Source organism: Myxococcus xanthus (assembly GCF_013116825.1).
GTDB lineage: Bacteria > Myxococcota > Myxococcia > Myxococcales > Myxococcaceae > Myxococcus > Myxococcus xanthus_B.
Window position 1 is genome coordinate 1 of the sequence record NZ_JABFNS010000140.1, and the last position, 24,274, is coordinate 24,274.

General features: G+C 69.1%; 16 protein-coding genes. 4 read left to right on the plus strand and 12 right to left on the minus strand.

The window, feature by feature from the left end; genetic code table 11:
• Nucleotides 1-450: 450 nt before the first annotated feature.
• Nucleotides 451-3,309, plus strand: a complete 2,859-nt coding sequence (locus HNV26_RS30675) for an Ig-like domain-containing protein (RefSeq protein ID WP_171444458.1) — start codon at nt 451-453, stop codon at nt 3,307-3,309.
• A gap of 1 nt (nt 3,310) precedes the next feature.
• Here HNV26_RS30675 and HNV26_RS30680 read toward each other — a convergent pair whose 3' ends face one another.
• Together HNV26_RS30680 and HNV26_RS30685 are read right to left on the minus strand one after the other, a co-directional pair.
• On the minus strand, nt 3,311-3,691 hold the full coding sequence (locus HNV26_RS30680) for a helix-turn-helix domain-containing protein (protein ID WP_140796247.1): 381 nt from the start codon (nt 3,689-3,691) through the stop codon (nt 3,311-3,313).
• A gap of 98 nt (nt 3,692-3,789) precedes the next feature.
• A complete protein-coding gene (locus HNV26_RS30685) occupies nt 3,790-4,311 on the minus strand; it encodes a hypothetical protein (protein WP_171444459.1) in 522 nt (173 codons plus the stop codon).
• A 474-nt stretch (nt 4,312-4,785) separates the two neighbouring features.
• Between HNV26_RS30685 and HNV26_RS30690 the strand changes: the two genes are divergently transcribed.
• The 3 genes from HNV26_RS30690 (at nt 4,786) to egtD (ending at nt 7,572) form a co-directional block, all read left to right on the plus strand.
• Nucleotides 4,786-4,986 carry a hypothetical protein gene (locus HNV26_RS30690; protein WP_171444460.1) on the plus strand — a complete coding sequence of 67 codons (201 nt, stop codon included), beginning with the start codon at nt 4,786-4,788 and terminating at the stop codon, nt 4,984-4,986.
• A gap of 207 nt (nt 4,987-5,193) precedes the next feature.
• Nucleotides 5,194-6,537 carry an ergothioneine biosynthesis protein EgtB gene (gene egtB, locus HNV26_RS30695; RefSeq protein ID WP_171444470.1) on the plus strand — a complete coding sequence of 448 codons (1,344 nt, stop codon included), beginning with the start codon at nt 5,194-5,196 and terminating at the stop codon, nt 6,535-6,537.
• 9 nt (nt 6,538-6,546) lie between these two features.
• Entirely contained in the window at nt 6,547-7,572 is a 1,026-nt protein-coding gene (egtD, locus tag HNV26_RS30700) for an L-histidine N(alpha)-methyltransferase (protein WP_171444461.1), read from the plus strand.
• A gap of 66 nt (nt 7,573-7,638) precedes the next feature.
• Here the strand turns inward: egtD and HNV26_RS30705 are convergent, their stop codons facing one another.
• The 10 genes from HNV26_RS30705 to mnmG all read right to left on the minus strand — a co-directional run bounded on the left by HNV26_RS30705 (nt 7,639) and on the right by mnmG (nt 23,907).
• A complete protein-coding gene (locus HNV26_RS30705; protein WP_171444462.1) occupies nt 7,639-7,833 on the minus strand; it encodes a hypothetical protein in 195 nt (64 codons plus the stop codon).
• A 299-nt stretch (nt 7,834-8,132) separates the two neighbouring features.
• Nucleotides 8,133-8,678 carry a hypothetical protein gene (locus HNV26_RS30710; RefSeq protein ID WP_171444463.1) on the minus strand — a complete coding sequence of 182 codons (546 nt, stop codon included), beginning with the start codon at nt 8,676-8,678 and terminating at the stop codon, nt 8,133-8,135.
• A gap of 2 nt (nt 8,679-8,680) precedes the next feature.
• Nucleotides 8,681-9,133 (minus strand): bactofilin BacM, encoded by a 453-nt coding sequence (gene bacM, locus HNV26_RS30715; RefSeq protein ID WP_171444464.1) that lies wholly within the window; start codon nt 9,131-9,133, stop codon nt 8,681-8,683.
• A 3-nt stretch (nt 9,134-9,136) separates the two neighbouring features.
• A complete protein-coding gene (locus HNV26_RS30720) occupies nt 9,137-10,027 on the minus strand; it encodes a ParB/RepB/Spo0J family partition protein (RefSeq protein WP_171444465.1) in 891 nt (296 codons plus the stop codon).
• A 25-nt stretch (nt 10,028-10,052) separates the two neighbouring features.
• Nucleotides 10,053-10,844, minus strand: coding sequence for a ParA family protein (locus tag HNV26_RS30725; protein WP_090491169.1), 792 nt, complete (start codon nt 10,842-10,844; stop codon nt 10,053-10,055).
• Between the two features lie 8,792 nt (nt 10,845-19,636).
• Nucleotides 19,637-20,095, minus strand: coding sequence for a DUF5063 domain-containing protein (locus HNV26_RS30730; protein ID WP_171444466.1), 459 nt, complete (start codon nt 20,093-20,095; stop codon nt 19,637-19,639).
• A complete protein-coding gene (locus HNV26_RS39400; protein ID WP_171444467.1) occupies nt 20,092-20,268 on the minus strand; it encodes an integrase core domain-containing protein in 177 nt (58 codons plus the stop codon). Before HNV26_RS39400 ends, HNV26_RS30730 begins: the two co-directional genes overlap by 4 nt.
• Before the next feature lie 205 nt (nt 20,269-20,473).
• A complete protein-coding gene (locus tag HNV26_RS30740; protein ID WP_253817222.1) occupies nt 20,474-21,127 on the minus strand; it encodes a hypothetical protein in 654 nt (217 codons plus the stop codon).
• Between the two features lie 180 nt (nt 21,128-21,307).
• Entirely contained in the window at nt 21,308-21,961 is a 654-nt protein-coding gene (gene rsmG / locus HNV26_RS30745; RefSeq protein ID WP_171444468.1) for a 16S rRNA (guanine(527)-N(7))-methyltransferase RsmG, read from the minus strand.
• Between the two features lie 98 nt (nt 21,962-22,059).
• On the minus strand, nt 22,060-23,907 hold the full coding sequence (gene mnmG, locus HNV26_RS30750; RefSeq protein ID WP_171444469.1) for a tRNA uridine-5-carboxymethylaminomethyl(34) synthesis enzyme MnmG: 1,848 nt from the start codon (nt 23,905-23,907) through the stop codon (nt 22,060-22,062).
• Nucleotides 23,908-24,274 lie beyond the last annotated feature (367 nt).

Consider the following 24,274-nt stretch of genomic DNA (forward strand, 5'->3'; position numbering starts at 1 on the left):
CCCGCCCCCTCACCCCCGAGGAGCGCCGGGCCATGTACCGCGCGTGGCCCCTGTTCGAAGGCTGGCCCTTGCCACAACTGCCGCCGGAAACGCCCGCCCCTGGGAACGAAGCACCGCCCCCAGGCGACGCGCGCCGCCCCGACGAAGCGCCGCGCTGACGCCAGGCAATGCCTGTCGCGGGAATGCGTGTGATTCACCGCCAGCACGACATCCAGCGAATGTCTGGCGTGTCATGTCAATCGTGCGGGAGCCGTACACGCGGCGCGTCAGCGCGATGAACATGGATTGCGCATGTGTCTCGAATGCCTCGGGGCCATGTGGCCTCGGGGTGGGGCACGACCCTCACGTCAAGGTGATGGCTGTCATGCCGCCAAGACAGGCATGCGCTCACTTCCTCGGGCGCTTTCCTTGCATGAATACCCAGAGCGGTATCCTTCGAGTGAGCCCCCCATGCCCTCACACGCCGCTTCTCATGCCTTGCCGCGCGCCGCGCTCGCGCGCGTCACGTTCTTCCTCGTCGCGCTGACGGGGCTGCTGCTCGCCGGGCCCGCACGCGCGGCCACCAACGCCGAGTCCGCGCAGCGCGCCATCAACTACCTCAGCGCGGACGCGGCGAACTGGTCGGTGCGTTTCGGGTGCACGTCGTGCCACCGCCACGGCGCGGCGATGTTCGGGCTCGCGAACGCGCGCACCACCGGCTACGACCTGGACGCGCTCACGTACAACGGGCGCACCAACCGGGAGAACCTGGAGTTCATCGCCGGGCGGCTCGTCTCCGAGCAACGCGCGGACGGCTCGTGGTTCCACGAGGGCATCTTCTATCCCAACGCGAAGACGAGCTACTCCGCCTTCGGGCTCGCGGGCTACGACGCCCACCTGGGCACGCGGTACTCGGACGCGCTGGTGCTCGCCGCGGACTGGGCGCTGACGCGGCAGGAGGCCACCGGCCGCTGGCGCGAGGACTTCCCCTTCTACCCGGTGGGCTACGGCCATGTCGGCGTCACCGCGCGGATGATGACGGCCATTGCCCAGGCCCGGCAGCGCGTGGACCCGGCCAAGGCCTCGCGGTACCAGGCCGCGTTGGACCGCGCCGCCGCGTACGTGCGCGCGCACATGAATGACTGGACGGACGGCCCGGCCACCGACGGCCAGCGCTACACGCACCAGGTGGCGTGGGCCATGGTGGGACTCAAGGCCGCGGGCCCCGGCGCCAACGCGGTGAACACCCAGGCCCTGGAGACCCTGGCCACGCGGCTTCTGTCCACGCGCGCGGGTGGAGGCGCGCCGGGCTGGGGCTCGCTGGAAGGCGACGTGCCGGACGAGTTCGCCACCGGCATCTCCCTGTATGCGCTGTGCCTCGCGGGCCGGAAGCCCGGCGCGGATGGGCGCATGTCGGAGGCGCTGGAGTGGCTCAAGGCACGGCAGGCGGTGAACGGGAGCTGGGGCGCGGACACGCGCTATCCGGACATCCCCACCACCTTCGCCTCGCTGGGGCTGGCGTGCTTCGGCGACTACCGCGTGAGCGTCACCGCGAGCGGCGGGTCGCGCCGGCCCTTCGAGCATGATTTGCCGCGCATCCAGTCCGTCACCTACCCCGTCACGGTGCGCAACCATGGCTACCGGACGGACAGCTACCGGCTGAGCACGCAGGGCGGGCTCACCGGTTGGACCGCGACGCTGAGCCGCGCCACGCTGGAGCTGGCACCGGACACCGAGGCCCCCCTCACGCTCACCATCACCGCGCCGGAGGGGCTGGAGCCGTCGCTCACCTCGGACGTCACGGTGGTGGCGGCCTCCCAGGAGGCGGAGGGCGTGAAGGGCTCGGTGCGCGTCACCACCTACACCAACCCGCCGCCGCCCACCGACGGCGTGCCCACCACCACCACGCTGCTTTCGCCCGTGGACGGACAGCTCACGGTGGCGCTGAACAACACCCTGTCCGCGCGCGTGGTGGATGACCGCGGCTGGGAAGCGCGGGGCCCCGGCATGGGCGTGGTGACGTTCTCCGTGGCGGGCGTCACGGTGGGCGCGGACAACGACGCGGACGGGGACGGCGTCTACACCTTCGTGTGGCGTCCGCGCGCCTCCACCTGGAGCGAGCTGGGCGCGCAGGACCTGCGCGCGGTGTACTCGGGCGTGACGCTGGCGCCCGCGCGGGAGAACCGGCTGGGCAGCTCCGCGTCGTTCGCGGTGGAGGTGCACCCGTCCCCCTTCCCCGCGCCGTCGGTGACGCTGTGCGGACTGCCGGGCTTCACGGACGCGCTGACGCTGGAGGTGTGCGGCTTCGTCACGCCGCTGGCGGCGGGCGCGGAAATCGACTCGGCCACCTTCGTCATCCAGGGCGTCAGCCACCCGGTGGCCCCGGACCCCAGCGGCGGCTACGTGGACACGGTGCTGCCGCTGGTGGACGGACCCAACGTCATCCGGCTGGTGGCCACCGACTCGTTCGGTGGCATCGCCAGCGAGGAAGCGGTGGTCACGGTGGACAACACCGCGCCGGAGCTCACCTTCCTCTCACCGGCCAACGGCGCGGCCATGAGCTCCTACAGCGTGGACGTGCGGATGGTGGTGCGTGACTGGTCGCCGGTGCGCGTGGAGACCAACTGGGTGCAGGTGACGGACGTGCCCGCGGGCGGCGGAGACGTGACGCACCGGGTGGACCTGTGGCCGGGGGAGAACCTCATCCTGGTGCGGGCCACGGATTCGGTGGGCCACGTCACGGAGCGGATGCTGACGGTGTGGGTGGACGCGGAGGCGCCGTGGGTGTCCACGGGCCTGCCGGACGGGTGGCTCGTCGGGCCGCAGCCGGGGAACGCGATGCCCTACGACATCGGCGTGTACTCCGCGTCCGCCACCACGGTGACGCTGTCCACGGGGCGGACGTACACGCTGCCCCGGGGTGGCGGCGGCGTGCAGGCGACGCTGGACCTGGTGCCCGGGGACAACGCGTTCACCATCAACGTGACGAGCGAGACGGGCATGCGCGCCACGCTGTCGCGCACGGTGCGCTACGACGACGCCGCGCCGGAGGCCTCACTGCTGCTGCCGGCGCCGGGGCAGACGTACAGCGGAGTGATTCACCTCACCGCGCGGGTGACGGACGCGGTGAGCGGCGTGCGGTGGGTGGCCTTCACCCGGGACGGCTCCGGCATTCGGGCCGCCACGCTCCAGCCGGACGGCACCTGGACGGCGGAGCTGGACACGCGCGAGATGGTGGACGGCGAGCACACCGTGGAGGTGTGGATGGATGATCCGGCGGGGAACTTCACCATCCAGACCTTCCCCTTCGTCACGCGGAACCAGCCGTAGGCTACTTCTTCTTGTGCTGCATCGCCGAGGCGACCAGGTTCATCAGCTTCAGCTGCACCGCCGTCAGCTTGCGCAGGTTGCGCATCAACCGCCGCATCTCCGGCGTGTCCTCCTCGCGATTCTTCGCGGCGGCCTTCTCCTTCACCGGCGGCGGGGCGGTGAAGCCCTCGCCCAGCCCCAGCAGTTCGTGAGGAGGCACGTTCAGCACCATGCACAGCCGGCGCAGGTTCTGGACGCTGGGCAGCATGTGGCCGCGCTCCAACCGCCCGTACACCTCCGACGCCATGCCAATGCGCTCGGCGACGTCCGCCTGCGTCAGCCCCATCCGCACCCGGGCGGCCCTCGACGCGGCCCCGAGCATGCTCGCCAGTTCTGTGTCCATGCGTGTGTCAGTCCACGGAAGAAGGGCCGGCCCAGCTAACCCTCAAGGTCGGGTACTTTCACCATACCTTCCGCGTTTTTTCAAAGCGCTCGCGTGCCTCAGCGAGCGGGGGTGCTCTCCGCCGCATCCAGCAGCAGCCGACGACGCTCCGCGGCGGTGAACAGCGACGCCAGCGGCAGTCCCAGGAAGAAGGCGTGCAGCACAATCTGGGGGAACTGCGGCACGTCCAGGAACCACGGATACGAGCCACGCCCGATGAACTGGAAGTTCACCAGCCACACGAAGATGCCGTAGAGCATCCCCACCGCGGCCTGGAACTCCCAGCGGCTGCGCCCGTCTGGCGGCAGGAGCGCATCCAGCACGGAGTAGAAGAGCCCCACCACCGCGGCAATCATCAGGTGGACGCCCATGCCCAGCAGCAGGGCCGTGCCGTCGGAGACCGAGGCCGTGAAGGCGGACGGCCCCAGGAGCACCCCGGCGGACATGCGCACCGGACGCATCGGGTTGTCCCCCGACGCCACCGCCAGCACCACCTCCGCCAATGCCAGCACCACGCCCGCGGCCATGCCAAAGAGCAGGCCGTTGGTGGCGGACCAGGGTGTGTACCTCCGCCGAGCCATCCTTCCTCCTTGCCAGGGCCCGCCGCATGCTCGGCCCTGCGTTCAACCTGGACATGCCCGGCACAGGCGGGCAGCCACGACGCGGCGGAGGTCCGCGACGCCGCCTCCCTGGCCGGCCACCGGGCCGGCCTCGCATTTCCAAGCCGCGCCCCGCCCCCGGGACATTCGCGTCACGCACGCTCGGATGGGACCTGGCCAGGCGCCCCCGAAAGGCCGTCAAGCAGTGACTCCCGGGACTTCGAGCCTGTCCTTTCTTCTGCCTCCGCTGTCGCCAGCCTGTAACTCCTCCAGCCCGGGTCACCCCGCACCTGCCCCAGCTTGTTGAAAATCCAAGCGACAGAGGGTGGGCACGCCGTTGGCATACGAAGCATCCCGGAAAGGACGAAGGACCACCGGGATATGCCGCAGCTCCGCCAACGACAGGGTCCACACCGCGTGCATTACGCGCCCCAAGCGTGGCGGGAGGTGGGCCGCATGACGGCGGAGACGTTCCATGCACTCCAGCAGGTGCTGGAGCGCCTGGGCGACCCGGCCCTGCGCGAGCCCCAAGCGGCCAACGGCCTGGTGGCGCGGCATGTCGTGCCGCAGCACGGGCTGGAACTGGAGTACGCGTGGGACGAACGCTCACGCACGCTCACCCTGCTCGGCCTCGCCCGCGTCCCCAACGCGCCCTGAGCGGATCCGCTCAGGGCCGGGGATAGTGTTTGAGCTTCAACCTTCTTGGCGGTTTTCTCGATTGGGTCCAGGACGAGGCGCCGCGCCCGGCGTAGAGACAAGGCGCTGGGGGCGCGCGGGCAACGTGCGCTCCTTCACGAGCCGCTCGGGCGCCGGTGAGGCGGGGGCTTACCTCCGCGCCGGACGCCTCCCTACCTTGGACGGGTGATGTTCCAAATGGCCGAGGAACGGAGTCACCCGCGAGAGGAAGGCGGGGCCCATCCGCCCTGGAAGTCCCGTGCCTGGACCGAGCTGGAGACGGCGCGCGCGCGCGTGCTGGCGATGCTCGGCGGGCTGCCCGAGGACGCGCTGCGCCGTCAGCATTCGCCGCTCATGTCGCCGCTCATCTGGGACGTGGCGCACGTGGCCAACTACGAGGAGCAGTGGCTGCTCCGGGCGCTGGAGGCGCCGGCCATCACCGACCCGGCGTTCGACGCCATCTATGACGCCTTCCGGCACCCGCGCTCCACGCGCGCCGAGCTGCCGCTGCTGCCACCCGAGGCCGCCTTCGCCTACGCGCGGCGCGTGCGGGAGGCGGTGCGCGAGCACCTGCACCGGCTGCCCGAGGACAGCACCGCGCCGCTGCTGGCCGGGGGCTACGTCTTCGGCATGGTGGCGCAGCACGAACAGCAGCACGCGGAGACGCTGGCCGCCACGCTGCAGCTCATGACGTCGCCGGAGTACCACGTGCCCTCGGCGCGCCCGCGGCCCCGTCCCGGCGCAGTACCGCAGGCGGAGGTCTTCATCCCCGGCGGCGAGGTGCGGCTGGGCAGCACGTCGCCGTGGGCCTACGACAACGAGCGGCCCGCGTTCTCCCAGCACGTCGCCCCGTTCCTGATGGACGCGCACCCCGTCACCAACGGCGACTACCTCGTGTTCGTGGAGGCGGGTGGCTATGAGGACCCGCGCTGGTGGCACCCCAAGGGCTGGGAGGTCGTCCAGGCAGAAGGGCTGAAGTCCCCGGGCTTCTGGCTGCCCCAGGGCAACCACACCTGGCTGCGGCGACGCTTCGGCCAGGTGGAGCCGCTGCCCAAGGATGAGCCGGTGCAGCACGTGTGCTGGTACGAGGCGGACGCCTACGCGCGCTGGGCCGGCAAGCGGCTGCCCACCGAGGCCGAGTGGGAGAAGGCCGCGCGCGGCAGTGACGGCCGCCCCCGCGAGTACCCCTGGGGCGACACGCCGCCCACCCCGGCCCACGCCAACCTGGACGGAGGCACGTGGGGCCCGGCGCCCGTGGGCAGCTACCCGCGTGGCGTCAGCCAGGACGGCGTCTGGGGACTGCTGGGCGACGTGTGGGAATGGACCGCGAGCGACTTCCGCCCGTACGCGGGCTTCAGCGCCTTCCCGTACCCCGAGTACTCCGAGGTGTTCTTCGGCGAGTCCTACAAGGTTCTCCGGGGAGGCGCGTGGGCCAGCGCACCGGTCGCGGTGCGCAACGGCTTCCGCAATTGGGACTTCCCCAACCGCCGGCAGATTTTCGCCGGCTTCCGCTGTGCACGGAACGCGAGGTGAGGTGAGGCGATGCGGGTGACGACGGTACCGACGGTGGCGACTCCGGGTGAAGACGCGCAGCACACGCCGGGAGTCCAGGTGGACGTTTACGTGAAGCCGGGCGACGCGAAGCGCGCCCTGCGGGAAGAGGCGCTCCAGGGCCTGTGCGGCACGCCCAAGGAGCTGTCTCCCAAGTGGCTCTACGACGAGCGCGGCAGCCAGCTCTTCGACGACATCACCCGGCTGCCGGAGTACTACCCGACGCGGCGCGAGCGGGAAATCCTGCTGGCTCACGCCGGTGACGTCGCTCGCTTGAGCGGCGCGGACACGCTCATCGAGTTGGGCAGCGGCACCAGCGAGAAGACGCGCCTGCTCCTGGACGCGCTGGAGGAGGCGGGGCAGTTGGCGCGCTTCGTCCCCTTCGACGTGAGCGAGGCCTTCCTGCGGCGCGCGGCGTCGGGCCTGGCGCGCGAGTACCCGGGCATCACCGTGCACGCGGTGGTGGGCGACTTCGAGCGCCACCTGGGCCAGCTCCCCCACGGCGGCCGGCGGCTGGTGGCCTTTCTGGGCGGCACCATCGGCAACCTGAAGCCGGCGCAGCGCGCGCTCTTCCTGAGGCAGCTCTCCGCCGGGCTGCAGCCGGGAGACGGGCTGCTCCTGGGCACCGACCTCATCAAGGACCGCGAGCGGCTGTACGCCGCCTACAACGACAGCGCGGGCGTGACGGCCGAGTTCAACCGCAACGTGCTCAAGGTGCTCAACCGCGAGCTCGGAGGAGACTTCGACCTGGACGCCTTCGAGCACTTCGCGCCCTTCGACGAGAAGAACGCCTGGATTGAGATGCGCCTGGTGTCCCGGCGCGAGCAGACGGTGTGGCTGTCCACGCTGCGCAAGCAGGTGGACTTCGCAGAAGGGGAGGTGCTGCGCACGGAGGTGAGCTGCAAGTTCCACCAGCGGCAGGTGGCATCCGAGCTGTCGGCCGCGGGACTCACGCTGGCCGAGTGGTGGACGGACGCCGCGGGCGACTTCGCCCTCTCCCTGGCCTTCAAGCGCTGAGGCGGGGTGCGGCTCTCAGGGGCGCGGGGCGGGGACTCACCCCGCCTTCGCGCCCTTCGCGGTGCTTCAGCGACGCGGGTTGCGGCGCGACGAGCCGCCGCGCACGGGGATGGGCACCGGCTGCGCGGACGGACGCGTCCAGGCGGCCCAGAGCGCCCCCAGCCCGGCGGCCACGAGGCCGCCCACGGCGATCAGCTGCTCTCCCAGGGGTGCGATGTCCACGGTGGCGAACGGGAGGGGGAGCATTCCGGAGAACGACATGCGGGGACTCCTTGCGAGGGCACTGCGTGGAGGTCCTGGATGGGTCCGAGGCGAGCACCCAACGCAGTCCGGGAGGGTGAGGTTAGAGATTCGTGACGGCCAGGGGAAGTCCCTGAGCGTCAATGCCGGCGTGGCGTGCACGGAAGTGCACCCTGAAATGCATAACGTTGGGACACCCGAGCCGCGCCAGATGTTCACGAGGCGGTCACGGAAGCCTGCCCGCCTGCATCGACTCCGCCAGGAGGTGACACTCCCACCTGCCTCGACGTGTGATTGCCTCGGACGCGAGGTGCTGCTCGCTATGGCAGCGCGCCCTGGACCTGGATTTCGCGGCAGGCCTCGGTGGCGCGCAGCACATCCTCGGCGGACGCGCCCGGCAGGCTGGCACAGAGGAACAAGTCGTTGCCCACGCGCCGCGCGCCGAAGAAGCCAGGGGCTTCCGGGCCCACGCCCCCATCCGCCAGCTTGGGCGCCAGGGTGATGCGCAGCAGCGAGTAGCGCTCCGTCTCTTCTTCCTGGTCCAGCGAGAGCTCGAAGTCCTTCAGCTCCTCGCGGACGCGGTCGGCCAGGGTGTCCACGGAGGGCAGCTGCTCGCCATCCCCGCGCCGCAGGTCCACCCGCAACACGGGCCGGCCGGGCGGGCCCGCCTGGAAGCTCTCATCCGGCGCCACCAGCGCGGACCAGCCATCCGGCAGCGGCACCTTCACACCGGAGCGGATGGAGGACGGACGGCCGTCATCCTCTCCGGTGCCGGAAGCAGCATCCTCCTGGCCACAGCCCTTGCAGCCGCCCAGGAGGGTGAGCGCCAGCAGTGAGGCTGGCGCCATGTGCTTCCAGGAACGCACGCCTACTTCTTCTCGCCACCCGGAGGCGGAGGCGGACGGGCGCCACCGGTGCCCAGGTTCTCCATCTTCAGCGAGCCCTCGAAGATGACACCGCGGTCCATGGACAGCGACGGCGTCTCGAGGTTGCCCTTCACGCGGCCGGGCGTCTTCAGCTCGATGATCTGCGTCGCCTTCACGTTGCCTTCGACCTGGCCGTTGATGATGACGGTGCCAGCCTGGATTTCGGCCTGGACCTTGGCGCCATCCCCAATGACGAGCACGTCCTTGGTGATGATCTGCCCCTGGAACTTGCCGTCGATACGGACCTGCCCTTCGAAGGTCAGCTTCCCTTCGAACTCGCTCCCCTTGCCCAGGAGCGTGTGGACCTCACCAGAACGCTGCGACACGGATTCCTCCTCCCGCCTGAACAGAGGCTTGCTGGATGATTCGTCTTTTTTCCCGCCAAGGAGCGCCACGTCCTACTCCTTCCTGAGAAGCTTCAAGAGCCGGTCGAGGTCATCGTATGAGAAGAAGTCCACCTCGATGGTGCCCTTTCCGGGGCTTCGCTCGGTGAGCCGGACCTTGGTACCCAGTCGCCGCTGAAGCTCCTCCACCAGTGCCTTCACCTGCGGGCTCTGCTTCGGTGCCGCCTTGCCCGCGTCCTTCTTCCCACTGGAGCGACTCTGCTGGACCAGCCGCTCCGTGTCACGCACGGAGAGCTTCTTGTCCGCGACTTGCTTGGCCAGGTTCTGCAGCTCCGGCAGCCGCGGCACGCCCAGGAGCGCGCGCGCATGGCCCATGCTGAGCGAGCCATCCGCCACCATGCCCTTGACGTCCGCGGGCAGCGCCAGCAGGCGCAGGGCGTTGGCCACCGTGGAGCGCTCCTTGCCCACGCGCACGCTGACCTGCTCCTGCGTGAGCTTGAACTCCTCCACCAGGCGCTTGTAGCCCTCCGCCTCTTCGATGGGGTTCAGGTCCGAGCGCTGGAGGTTCTCCACCAGCGCCAGCTCGAAGGCCTGGACCTCCGTCACTTCGCGGACAATGGCGGGCACTTCCTTGAGGCCGGCGGCCTGGGACGCGCGCCAGCGCCGCTCGCCCGCGATGATGCGGTAGCCGTCACTGGCCTTGCGGACGAGGATGGGCTGGAGCACCCCCTGCGCCTTGATGGACTCGGTGAGCTCCTGGAGCTTCTCCTCGTCGAAGTAGCGGCGCGGCTGGTCCTTGTCGCGGTGGATGGACTCGATGGGGAGCTTGAGGACGCCGGCCTTCGGGGCCTGCTCGCCCTTGCCGGCCCCGGTGGCGCCCGCCTGGGGGATGAGGGCGGACAGCCCGCGTCCCAGGGCCCGCTTCTGCATGTCTGCTTTCACCACGTCGTGACTCCAGCCAGGGCGCGGCTCAAGCCACGCGCCTGCGAGGGCTCTTGGGGGTGTCCCGCTTCATCAGCTCGCGGCCCAGCGCGAGGTAGCTCTCGCACCCCTTCGACTTGATGTCGTACAGGATGATGGGCTTTCCGAAGGAGGGGCACTCGGACAGGCGCACGTTGCGCGGCACGATGACCTCGAACACCTGCTTCTTGAAGTACCCGCGCACCTCTTCGACGACCTGGTGGGCGATGTTGGCCCGCGAGTCGAACATGGTGAGGAGGATGCCCTCCATCTTCAGGTCCGGGTTGAGCCCCTGCTTCACCAGGTCGATGGTGTGGGTGAGCTGAGAGAGTCCCTCGAGCGCGTAGTACTCGCACTGGAGCGGGATGAGGACGGAGTCCGCGGCGGCCAGCGCGTTGAGCGTCAGCAGGCCGAGCGACGGCGGACAGTCGATGATGATGTAGTCGTATTCGGAGGCCAGCGGGCGCAGGGCGTCGCGGAGGCGGAACTCGCGGTTGTCCTGGTTGACCAGCTCGACCTCGGCGCCGGTGAGGTCCGGCGTGGCGGGCACCACCTGGAGGTAGCGCAGCTCCGTGGGGTGGAGCAGCTCCTGGATGGGCCGGTCATTAAGCAGCGCTTCGTAGATGGTGCCGGTGATGTTGTCCTGCTTGATGCCCAGGCCACTGCCCGCGTTGCCCTGCGGGTCCATGTCCACCAGCAGCGTGCGGCGCTCCGCGGAGGCCAGGCTCGCGGCGAGATTGATGGCGGTGGTGGTCTTCCCGACGCCGCCCTTCTGGTTGGAGATGCAGATGATACGACCCACGGTGGCCCATCCTCTCTCTCCCCGGCCATAGGCCAGGGCCCCGCGCGTGATGCAGTGCACGGTTGCGCGCTGATCCACGCTGCTAGCACGCGGTTTGGTATCGGATCAAATTCACGGCGAGCCTTGCTTCCCTGCTCTCTTCACGGGGGGTTGCGCGGACCTGGAGGCCGGTGCGGGTGCCCGGAAGAGGCCTGGAGGCTGGCCGGGTGTGCCTCCTTATATAAGGAGGCGGTGCGCCGGGGTGCCAGTCGAACGAGGCCACGGAGGGCCCGTGTCAGCCCCCTATATAATGATGCGGCCGAGCCGCCGGTCCGTGGGGCCCCCACCGGGTCGCACCTGCTCCGCCCCGCCGTGGCCCACGGCGCCCCCGGCAGGGGACAGCGCGTTCCTCGTGGAACCCCGCGGCCGTGCAGCGAGTGAGCAGGCGGGAAGGAAGCCCTCCCGGAATAGAACGTGCCGGGTCTGTTCGCGGGGTTCGCGGACCTTTGGGCCAGTTTTCAGGGGGTCGGCGGCGGTGGACTTCGAGCGGAGCCACGAACGTGCGTCGCGTTCGCGCGCGAGGCCGGGCTTTTGGGTTCCCTGAACGAGGAAGCAGCCGCGCGTTTCGGGCCGCCGCGTGCGTCCGACGGCCCTGTCCTCACGCGGTGATGCTGTCGCGGGCAGCGGGTGCGTTTCGCACGATGCCCGCGTGAGGCTGCGGCCGGGGTTGCCGGTTGGCGCGCGGACGGCACGCGCTGAGTGCTTCGGCGCATCACACGCTATCGGTGGTGGCCGTCCTCGGTCACGACGCGGTGCCCTCGCCAGTGTTCCGTCCAGTAGTGCCGCATTCGACTGGGTTGGCGCTGCCCAACTGCGAGGAGCAACCGATGCATCGCCTCGCAGCCCCGCGCGGCGCCGGTCCCGGCGAGGCCTTGGCACTTCAGCTGCGCTTTCTCGCCCGCGCGACGCGGCACCGGTGCTGAGCGTCGCTCCCGGGATGCGCGCGATAAGCCAGATGAGTGCAGCGAACGCTTGCACCCGACGGGAAGCGCCCCATGCCGAGCAGTGGAGCCATGCCGCCACCCCATGCGACGCGTGTTGAAGAGGCGCAGGCCATGCCGAGTGCAACCTGCACACGGCGGTGAATCACCGGCTTGGGTGACGCTGACACGCCTCCTCGTGTTCCGCGTGGAACGGGCGACGGAGCCCTGCGCGCGGCGACGGTGCTTTCACATGAGCCTCAACGTCAGCCGCCCGCATGCACCTCGCCGCCAGCGGTCCACATGGCCACGCACATCGGGTCCCCCCTTCGCCGCGGAATCCCGCCGCGAAGCCCTACCCTCCTAGGGTCGCGTGCGACGCGTATGACCAAGTCGCCTGATCAAAGCGAACTCCAGGCGAGGCCCCATCCCCCTCACTTCCGCCAACGACCACGGGCATCGCATCGACGAGGTCAGTCCACTTGTCGGCCCAGCTCAGCGGACTCACCACTCGGGACGGGCAGCGGTCGCGCCGAAGCACGCCGCGACGAACGGCGATGCGGATGGAGACTCACACCTGCACGGGGTTTTCGTCGCAGGGATGTTCATCAGGGACACGCATCCAATGGCGGCAGGTGAGGAACACCATCGGACTTCGCCAACCATGGCGAGTTCATTTCGCGCCCCCACGTGTGCCGGAGGCGAGCCGCTCGACCTGGGTACGTAGCGCCAGACGTCGCATCAATGAGGTTCTGCGTCCGGTGGCGTCACCGGGAGTTCCACGCCCACTGAGCGCCTCACGAATCGCGAGGCAGCATGCCGTCGCAGTGATGCCTCCGCCGAGATGCCCGGATTTCCCATCAGGAACAGGGACGAGATAGCGCACCGCTGAGCGGGATGGAGTGGTGTCGGCCGCAGATTCTCCGCGGTCACATTGAGCCCGGTTCTGCATCGAGCCAGAGCTTCAGGGTGACATGCGTTCGTGCCGATGACGTGGCCCGAATTTCTGCTCGTCCATACCGACTGCGCCACACGGGACTCCCCCCGCTGAGCCTGGGCGCACGACAAACGTCCGCCGTACCGATGCAGCAGCACGAGAGCAGTCCGTACTCGCCGCTGGCACCACACGGGACTCGCGCTTCGTTGCCCATGAGTTCCGGAAGAGGTGCCGCCGTACCGGTGCCGCCGTACCGGTGCCGCCGTACCGGTGCCGCCGTACCGGTGCCGCCGTACCGGTGCCGCCGTACCGGTGCCGCCGTACCGGTGCCGCCGTACCGGTGCCGCAGTCTGAGCGCGCAGCTCAGATGAGTTGAGCGACGGAGCCGAGCCGCCGCGGTGGGCGAACCCTCGCGACGTGTCGTCCGTGCGGAGTGCGAGCGCCAGGCAGGGCAGGACGAGCAACAGTAGGACGGAGCGGTTCTCGTAGGAGTGCATGCGCGCGGGGGCACCTCGTGAGCGCGCGGCGCGCGTGGATGCCATCACCTCCGTGTGGATTGCGTGCTGAACGGACCGCGCGCTCCACAGGAGGCCCCTCGCGCTGGGGGAGCCGGAGTCACCCCCGTAGCTCGCTGTTCGGAAATGTCGGGGGTTTTGCGCCGCGAAATCTCCCGACATTTCCGAACAGCGAGCTGCCGAGGTGCGCCCCGGCCCTTGGGGCGCCTCGCCTCATCACGTGCCTCCAAAGGGCTGAGCGATTGCGTCGCCCCGGTGGGCCAACCCACCCGCTGCATCGCGCGGAGAAATGGCCGCCAGGAGGGGGACATTCTTGCCAGGCTGCGATGGACCGCTCGCGCAGGCCGAGCGAATCCGTACCGGACATGGCAAGCGGTACCTCCTCTCACTCAACAGTCTCCGCCGGCTCGCTTCGTCCGCAAGCCGCGATGAGTGGCCGCATGTCCCTGCCATCTGCGCCACACGAACCTCGGCATTGATGAGCATGAACTCCGGACCGCATGTGGCCGGGCTGACGTCACGGTGCCAGTTGCCGTCGGGCCTCGTCGGCCGAGTCACACGGAACTCGCGCCTTGGTGTTCATGAGTTCCGAACGACCTGCGGCCCTCCGGACATCACAGGCTGAGTTGCCACCATGTCTCGCCGACGGCATCACGAGCCATTCACGGCTCGGTGAGCATGGACTCCGGACGGCGAGCCCCTGAGCCCCTCGGTCTGAGTTGCAGCCGCTCCGCGTCGACTTCCCCCCGCGGAACGCGCGTCTCATGCCCATCGCTTCAAAACACCACGCGGCCATACTGACGCCCCAGTTCATCCACGTCAGCACGACTTCTCGCCGTCTGCGCCATCGGCTCGAGCCTCGCGCCTCGTTACGCATGAGCTCGGACGACCTGCAGGTTTGCCAACGAGACAGCCCGCCCCCCATCCTCGCCACTGGCTCCATCCCTTGGGGACGCACTTCATCGCGAGTGCGTCCCCGGTAGTGCGCAGCCGCGCCGCTGCGGCAGTTCAAGCCCACTGCCCATCGTCGCCGCGAGCTCCATACGGGACTCACACCTGGTGACCATCACGTCAGGACAGCATGCGGCGCTATCGATGCGGCAGTTCGAGCTGTCTCCGGTAAGCCGCCAAGCCCCACGGGGCCTCGCACCGCGTCCCCGCGAACACGCGGCGACATGCGGTCGTCCCGATACGACCGTCCGCGTCGCCGTCAGTCCTCACCCCACTTTCCACACCGCCATCGCGTCCCATCCGCGCGGAAACGAGGCGGCATCATCTGGCCGAGTCGAATGCGGCAGTGGCAGCCACCGCCGGTCTGAACCAACCCCACCAGCTGAACTCGCATCTCGTCCGAGCATGTAGTGGCCTGCGCTCGCGCAGACGCGGCAGTCCCAGCCGTCGCCAGTCCGCACCACCTGTTCCACTTGGGCTCGCAGCTCACCTGAGCACAGCAGGACATCCGCTCATGCGGATGCGGCCACCCACTCCGTCGCCAGCCCTCACTGCCGACTCCACCTGAAGCTCGCCATCCGCCGCGCGCGCACCAAGGCGGCATGCGCGGGGCACAGCACCGCGGCGTCAGCACCACTTCGACGTTCAACGCGTTCCACGTGGAACGCCCCGCGCTCAGCACAGATGTCGAAGAGCGCGTGGGCACTTCAGCGCGGCGCACCGGGATGGAGCCCGCCCAACGCACGACCGACAGTGCCCCGGAATCTCCATCAGCATGTGCACCGGACTGCCTGAGTGGTTGGCGCCGCACCGCACACGGGCGGCTCCACATGGAGCGCGTGCATCAAGGTGGCTCCACTGGCCGTCAGTCGGCGCCCCATCTGGAGCCTCCATGCATCACGACGCGCATCAGGCGTTCCACGTGGAGCAGGCACTGGATGGTGGATGAGCGCAGGCCCTCTTGCGACCACCTCTCCACGCCACACGGTGGAGCACTCACCCCTCCATGAGCCCTGAGCGCATCACAGGCCTGAACTTGGAGCCGTCAGCGAACGCTCCGGCGCTGCGCTCGTGCCCGCCATCAACCCGTCCCGCGTTCCACGTGGAACAGGCACTGAGCAACCCGCACATGCGCAGTCGCCCCATCCACTTCGCGGAAGTCCACGCATCAACACGCGCATCCTTCCCACCAAGCGCCAGGAACTCACGCCAAGCGGAGCGCATGCGCGAATCGGATGCGGTGAGCAGGCGCCCCACCACCATCACCGCCTCAGCGAAGTGCACCGGCCGCGCGGCGGCCTCCAACCAGCGCGAAGCAGCACCTCATGCGCCGCTTCTTCGTTCCACGTGGAACACGCGTTCGCGAACTCGCGGGAACGCCACCATGCGGTGCTTGGTGAAGAGGTGCGCAGGCCGAGCCACCTGGAAGATGGAGCAGGGTGCAAGCCACTGCTCACCGGCGCGGGCCAACACCAGGGATGGCGGGTCGCCGCGTTCCACGTGGAACAAGCAGCGTGCACCTCACACGTGCGCGACGGCCAACGCATCCATGAACTGGGGGCCCGAGAAGCGGCGAACCGCGCAGCTTCATCGGCTTCGATGAGCCGCGTCCACGTTCCACGTGGAACACGTGATGTGGCGCACCCCAGAACCGATGCACGATCAACCTCCGTGTTGGCGCACCGCTGCGGCCACCCACGTTCCACGTGGAACGCTTCGAAGCAGCGCACGCGAGCACGCCCCTGGCGTCCGCATGTTCCACGTGGAACCGAGCACGCACTTGAGCGAGCCAGCCGCGCTCAACACGTCACCCCGCCCATCGCCGCGGCGTTCCACGTGGAACACGCCGTGAGCCGACCGCGCGAAGAAGCAGGCGCTCGCGCATCACCCTCAGGCACGGCGTCTCCATGTTCCACGTGGAACGGGTAGCGAGCGCTGTGCGTGCTCACACCGCCTCGCGGCACGACGGTCACCCACTACTCATCGCCTCCGTGTTCCACGTGGAACGAAGGATGACTCGAGCACATGAGCGAACGACGCCTGTCCTCCGCGCTGACGTGCTCACAGCTCCGGCCATGTTCCACGTGGAACGAGTAACGGGCTCCGCGCAGGGGCATCCAGCGTTCGCGCATCCCAGCGATGTGCCCGTGTCCATGAGTTCAGGCCGTCTCGCTGTTCCACGTGGAACGGCCATGCAGAAGAACAGCGCACGCATCGGACCGCGCCGCGCACCCCCAGCTCCCGCACAACGTGGACGGCAACTGGCATCGCTCAGGTGCGAGCCGCACCCGCTCAGCGCGGCCACGCGCCAACGCATCCTCCATCTCCACATGGACGAGCCGAACTCGTTCAGCACGACCACGCGCTTGTGCCGTCTCCCTGTTCCACGTGGAACCACGGCAGGCATCGCGCATGTGCAAGCCGCACCCGCTTCACGCAGCCACGCACCAACACCTCTTCCTCCACCACATGGAACCGCGGAGACCATCGCGCATGAACGAACCGGACTCGTTCAGCGCGAGCACGTGGTTTCGCCCTCCCCGTGTTCCACGTGGAACTACGGCAGGCGTCCGCATGCGCGAGTCGAACCCGTTCAGCGTGGCCACCTGCGCGTCCCTTCTTCCTGTTCCACGTGGAACCACGGCAGGCATCCGCATGCGCGAGCCGAACCCGTTCAGCAGGAGCACGCACCAACGCCCCTTCTTGTTCCACGTGGAACCACGAGAGGCATCGCGCTTGAGCGAGCCGCACCCGCTCAGCGGGAGCACGCACCAACGCCTTCTTCCTGTTCCACGTGGAACCACGGCAGGCATCCGCATGCGCGAGCCGAACCCGTTCAGCGGGAGCACGCACCAACGCCCCTTCCTGTTCCACGTGGAACCACGAGAGGCATCGCGCATGCGCGAGCCGAACCCGTTCAGCGTGGCCACCTGCGCGTCCCTCCTTCCTGTTCCACGTGGAACCACGAGAGGCCTCGCGCTTGAGCGAGCCGCACCCGCTCAGCGGGAGCACGCACCAACGCCTCCTTCCTGTTCCACGTGGAACCACGAGAGGCCTCGCGCTTGAGCGAGCCACGTTCGTCCAACGTGGCCATGCACTCCCTCCTTCCTTCTTCGCTGGGCACGATGAAGGGACGAGCACCACGCCGCATCCGTTCGCTCCCTTCCTCCCGTTCCACGTGGAACAGCAAAGGGCCCGCGCATGAACACGTCGCGTCCGTTCAACGGGACCACGAGTTCGCGCCTTCTCGCTCAACAGGGAACTGCGGCGGCACCGCGCTTGAGCAAGCCCCTCCAGTCAGTACGACGGCCTGCGCATCCCTCTTCCTGTTCCACGTGGAACGGCCCGACCAAGGTGGATGAGCGCTCATCGAAGCCGAGTGCTCTCAGTTCCCCGCGAGCCGTGCGGCGCGAGCACCTGGGTGAGCACGCGAACAACTGACGCCCGCTTCTGAGGTGAGGCGCTCCACAGTCCACGTGGAACGAGAATCAGGTCGAAGACGAGGTCAGCCACTGAGTGGGTCCGCGAACAACTGACGCCCGTCACCCACGCTCCGGTCCCCCGGGCCACGCGATGTCCCGAGCATGAGCATCGGTGCCGCCAGTCCTCCCTGATGACGTATGCGGAGATGCTCACGCTCAACACGGATGGGACCTGAGCCACGCCCACGACCAGACGTGTCCGCCACCACGACGCATGCGCATGCCGAGCGTCCCGTTCCACGTGGAACGGGGACCTGGGCCAGTCGCGTGAGCGAACGGCATCCGCCCACCACATGCCGCGCTCGCATCCACATGGGTCCGGTCATCGACTCCGCTGGCATCCAGGTCGGCGCTCCGGTCGGGCGCCGCACGCACCCATCGCGAGGCCATGTTCGACGCCCACTCCCATCAACGTGCGGTTCATCCAGGACAGGCACGCGCCCACTCATGCTGATGCGACCGGCCTGCACATCGCGACTCACGGAGCGCATCCATGTCGAAACCGGAGCCACCACGGTCCGCGTGAAGCACGAGCCCGATGAACGTGCGCCGGATGAGAGCCCTCGCGAGAAGAGGCACGGTCATCACGCAGCACCGTTCGCATGTGCCTGAGCCAAAGGTGCCGCTCGCTCGCGGAGCCACGGCGACATGCGTGACGTGGTCGCCATGACGAGTACTCCCCTCCCCTCCCCTGCTCAACGTGGAACGAGGCCCATCGGTTCAGCCGCTGAAGAGCCACTGTCCCCGGCGGCCTTCGCTACGTCCCCAGGGGTTGTCCCAAGATGGCTGGCGAAGAACAGGTGGGCACCACACCAACACCTGGGCCCAAGCCAGGCGCCCGCTTCACGCGGACCATCACGACCTGAGCTGGCGCCATGTCGCGCATCGCGCGCAAGAACCTGCGAGCTCGGTCACCGCAGCGGTTCGCGAGCAGCGCGGTCAGGCACCAACATGCAGCCGGACTTGGAGGTCCACAGGAAGGCAAGCCACGGCCCTCACTGTCCCCACCGGTGACACGTGGGCGCATGAGCACCACGAAACCTCAAGCCGCACCGTGCACGAAGTGGCCGAGCGCGAAGCTCCATCCCGGACGTCTTCGTCACCTCAAGTCGGCCCTCAGCTGAGCGCAGTCGGGGAGACTTCGCGCGCCTACGAGACGGCATCACCGAGTCGGACATGCGAGTGCATCTCCATCCATCCGACTGCCTCGAAGCCCCACGGACTCAGACCGCTCCGCACAGGACGGACGCCTCGTCCCGTGCGCAAGAAACCGCGACGAGGATGCACATCGTCGTCACTCCATCCCGGCTTGCATCAAGTCCCCAAGGCGCCGTGTCACGATGTCCTCTCGCGCCCGCTGCGTGGACTGCCCCAACTCCGGCCGCACGGATGCAGCGTTCGGGATGACGAGCCCACCGTCAGCATCAACGACGTGGGCCTCTTCCGTGCGATGAAGACACCCCGTTCGGCGAAGACACGCCGACCGGGCGCTGGCCTGGCTGCCCGGTCAGCGAGGGCTTCGACTTGGCCTCTCTTCACGGACGCCGCCGTCGACAGACTCCATGCATCCAACGACACGAGCGTTATCCTGCCTGCCCGAGGGAGGTGAGCCGACCGTGTCCATGCAGCGCTCCATCAACCAACGACCCGCGCCTCGGCATGCACCTCGATGAACAGTGACGCAGCCGCGTGGGCGCATCATCCAACCACCCGTCGCCCTGCATGCGGCGGCCCACGTGCAGCACAGGCGCCCAACGATGCTCTCGAGGCGCCGCGAGCAAGGCCATGCACCGAGCGACCGACCTGCAGCTCAGGTTGCCGGCCTTGCTTCCGAGCCACCGCGAACAAGGACGTGAGCCAAGCAGGGCTGCGTCCCCTCCCCTGCTAGCGCCGCGGGAGCCGGAGGAATCGGCGGCGACCCAGCTGCCGTCGCCAGCTTCTGGCCACATCAGCAGGCACGCTGGTGGAGGTACAGCTGCAAGCTTCGCAGGTGCAGTCCCCAATGAGTCTCGAAGCCAAAGCGGAAGTGCCAGAGCGCATCTTCTTCGCTCGTGTTTTCCCAGCGGAAGAGGACGCTGTGCAGGTCCATCGCGATGTCAGTGAGGTCGTCGATGGCGTCGCCGATGTTGAGCTCGGACTCACCTACCTTGTCCGCGATGTGCAACGCCTCGTTGTACAGGCCGAGGGCGGGAAAGCGTGGCGCGATGCACTCTCGCAGGGACCTGTAAGTGGCACGAGGCGCGTCCGGATACTTCGGAGGGTCGAACGGGGCGTCGGCAAAATGGTAGGCGAGCGCGAGCCGGTCCAGGGCAGCACGCAGCGCTCCCTCGCGGTCCTCGAAGTGACTCTGCTCGTCGAGAACTCCGACGAAGCGCTTCACTGCTTCGTGGATGTCCTTCCTGGTCATGGAGTTGCTCCGCACCGGCAGAGCGCGCGGTGCCCTTGTCGCGAGCGCATGCCGAGGTCCTTGTGAGGATGCACGTCGTCGTAGTCGCGAACCCAAGCCGCCAACTGCGCCAGAACGTGGGAGGCCGATGGCAGTTCGTTGGCGTACACGTCCTCTCGCGAGCGACGGTACATCCGGTGCCTGCTCTGACTGGGGCTGCCCGTGGAGGAGCCTGTCGCGATACAGCAACGCTCGTTGCCACTCTGGACGCACGAATGATGCGCCCGCGTCGTTGCGAGCAAGCGCCTGCTGCGCCGGTCGACATCGACGGTTCAACGCCAACGCGGGGCGCGAGGTGCGCGCAGCCAGTTCGACACACCCCGCACACTCGACCAGGACTCACGGACGCGGAGCCACGGGCTCCACGAAGTACGTCTGCTTGTGCCGTGGATCCGCTTCGTAGACATCAGCGAATGCGCGAGCCCCCTGCTCACACTGAAGCCGAGCCACCTCCGCGCGATTGCCGTACTCGTCCTGACGGATGACGGCCCAGTCCTTCCGCGCGGCGTCCTCATGGGCCGGCGTGCCGCGGAACTCGACGTAGTACGACTGTTTGTGCGCACGCTCTTCGAGGATGCGCGCGAAGCACGCCACGTGCGCGCGCTCGGGCGACTGCGCGACGTCGTAGCGATTGCCCGTCTCATCCATGCGCGTGAGCACCCAGCCTTCACGCGGGAGTGGGCTCCCCGCGTCCGCTCGCCATTCCACGACCTCGTCCTTCAACCCCAGGTGGGCCATGGCGTGGTCGACTTCCATGGGCTCGATGAAGACATGGAGCCGGTCGGCCTCTCGCGAGACGACCACCAACTCGAGCCCACACCCGCTGCGCCAACCCCAGTGCGCCTCCTGGAAGCGGCCTTCATCGCGAGCCACCACGCGATGTGGCGGGCCCCACTGGCGCTCGAAGCTGGAGCGCGAGGCCTTCAACGTGACGGCGTGAGCGTTGCGCTCGAACAACCAGACGCGAGGACGGTCCGTCGGAAGCGGTGTCATGCGTGGCACCTCCGCCGTGAAACCTAACGAGGCACCCCGCTGGCGCCACCCTTCCCTCCCGATGGGATGCGCGCCGCTGACGTCACTCAGCAGCGCCGTGCATTCCCGGGAAGAAACACCGCCGTGTCACACCGCCCGGAATCACCCACGGGCCGACGCGCACGGCGGCACTCCCCTCCCCTACTCCTTGGCGAACACCGCCACCTGGCGCTCGGCGCCGGAGAACGGCAGCCGGTACGCCCGCGCGGACACGACGCGCAGTTGCCGCTCCGTCGCGCGCGCCGCCAGCTCCGCGTCCGTCTGCGCCTTGCCGAGCATCGCCACCACGCGCCCGCCCGGCTCCACATACGCGGGCGCCAGCGCGAGCCAATCCGGCAGGTCCATGAACGCGCGAGCAATCAGCACCTCGGCGCGCGGAATCCCCTCCGTCTCCGGCTGGCCTTCCGCACGCGCGTGCAGACCACGAACACCTTGCATGCCCAGGCTCGCCGCCGCGGCCTTGATGAACGCGACCTTCTTGCCCACCGTGTCCACCAGCGTGACGCCCAGCGCGGGCAGCGCGAGCTTCAATGGCAGACCCGGGAAGCCCGCGCCCGCGCCCAGGTCGAGCAACGTCGCCGCGCCCGTCACCTCCGGCAACACCGCGAGCGAATCCAGGAAGTGCTTCTCCAGCACCTCCTCCGGCGCCGTAATCGCCGTGAGGTTCACCTTCGCGTTCCACTTGAGCAGTTCGCTCATCAACCGCTGGAGCCGCGGCCCCAGGTCCGCCGCCACCGTCACTCCCAGCGCCCGGCACCCCGCCGCGAGCTGATCCTCGAACCGCGCGTTATCCACAAGCCCTCCGCGTCAAACCTACCTGCAACCCACTGGAATCATTCAGGAGACGGCAAGCCCTAAAGTTTCCCACACGTTGTCCACAGCCCCTTATTTGATCAATCCTCGGACTGCGAGCAGACTGTGGGCGCCTCTGCTCCGCGCTTGAGCGCCACCAGCAGCAGCGACACCGCGGCGGGCGTCAGCCCCGGAATCCGGCGAGCCTGTCCCACCGTCCCGGGCCGATGCGCGGTCAGCTTCTCCACCGCCTCCGAACCCAGTCCCCGCACCTCATGGAAGCGGTAGCCCTCCGGAATCCGCCACCGGTCCGTGGACTCCGCCTCGCGCGCCGCCGCCCTCGCGGCCTGGGCCACGTAGCCCTCGTACTTCACCTCGACCTCCACCTCCTCGGCGACGTCGCGTGACAGCACGGGCCAGTCCTCGCGGCCTTCGCCCAGCTGCGCGTACGTCACCTCCGGCCGCCGCAGCCGCGCCGCCAGCCCGGTGCGCTTCAGCCGGGCCACCTCCTCCGCCACCGCGCGGCCTCGCGCCTCTACCCGCTCCAAGGCCTCGCGCGGCAGCAGCCCCACCCGGTGCCCGTGACGGGCCAGCCGCAGGTCCGCGTTGCCCTCGCGCAGCTTCAGCCGATGCTCCGAGCGGCTGGTGAACATGCGGAACGGCTCGTCCACGCCCTTGGTCACCAGGTCATCCACCAGCACCGCGCCGTGGGCCTCGTCGCGGCCTGGCAGGAACGGCGGCTCGCCCTTCACCTGGAGCGCCGCGTTGATGCCAGCCCACAGGCCCTGGAAGGCGGCCTCCTCGTAGCCCGAGGTGCCGTTGAGCTGCCCCGCGAAGTACAGGCCGGCGATGGCCTTCGTCTCCAGCGTGGCCTTGAGCTGCGTGGGCGGCGCGTAGTCGTACTCCACCGCGTAGCCGAAGCGGACCACCTCCACCTGCTCCAGGCCCGGAATGGTGCGCATGAAGGTGAGCTGCACCTCCGCCGGCAGGCTCGTGGACAGGCCCGCCGGGTACACCAGCGGCGACGTGGGCCCCTCCGGCTCCAGGAACACCTGGTGCCGCTCGCGCGAGGCGAAGCGCACCACCTTGTCCTCCAGCGACGGGCAGTAGCGCGGCCCCCGGCCGACGATGTCCCCCTGGTACAGCGGCGAGCGGTGCAGGTTGTCGCGCAGCACCGCGTGCGTGCTCGGCGTCGTCGCCGTGAGCGCGCACGTCACCGGGGGCTGACGGGGAAACGGCATCCCGCCCTCCCCTTCCACCTTCGTCCGCCAGGAGAAAGGCCGCACGAGGGTGTCACCCGGCTGCGGCTCCAGCGCGTCCCAGTCGATGCTCGCGCGCGCCAGCCGCGCCGGCGTGCCCGTCTTGAAGCGGCCCAGGGTGAAGCCCAGCGCGCGCAGCGACTCCGACAGCCCGCGCGCCGCGTCGTCACCCAGACGGCCGCCGACTTCCTTCTGCTCGCCCACGTGCATCAGCGCCTGGAGGAAGGTCCCCGTGGTGAGCAGCACCGCGGAGGCGGACACCTGCGTGCCGTCCCCCAGCACCACGCCCTCCACCCGGCCTCCTCCGGCCACCAGCGCGGCGACTTCGCCCTCGCGAACCGTGAGGTTCGGCTGCGAGAAGAGCACCGCCTGCATGCCGACCGCGTAGGCATCCCGGTCACAGAGCAGGCGCGAGGCCTGCACCGCCGGCCCCTTGGAGGCATTCAGCGTCTTGAAGTGCGTGCCCACCTGGTCGGCCGCGCGCCCCATCTCTCCGCCGAGCGCGTCCAGCTCACGCACCAGGTGGCCCTTGGCCGTGCCACCCACCGCCGGGTTGCAGCTCAACACCGCCGAGCGCTCGCGCTTCAGCGTCAGGGCCAGCGTGGTCAATCCCATCCGCGCGCAGGCGAGCGCCGCCTCACTGCCCGCATGGCCCAGCCCCACCACGATGACGTCGTACCGGAGTCCCATGTCTCACGAAGGTCGCGGGCGACGCGGGCAGGCTGACCTGCCCCGCCGCCGTTTCGCGCCTTCGTATGGCGCCCAACCCGGGCCCTTGGCAAGCAAAGGCCCTTGGAGAGCGGGAGGGCGCCCGGTGGAGCGAGCGCCCTGCCCTGCCCTCGTTCAAGAATTTACGGAAGCGCGCGAGGCAGGCAGTGGGAGGGGTTGAGGCGCTGTCTGCCTCGCGCGCACCGGCCACCTGGCGGAAGGTCGGGCCCGGCATTCGAGCCGGACCGCGCCCCCCGTTCCGGGCGGCAAAAACCAAGTCGTCGCGTGGGAGAAAGGAATGGCGCCGCCCGCCCCCCCGGGTTGACGGCACCTCCCCGCTCAACGGCCC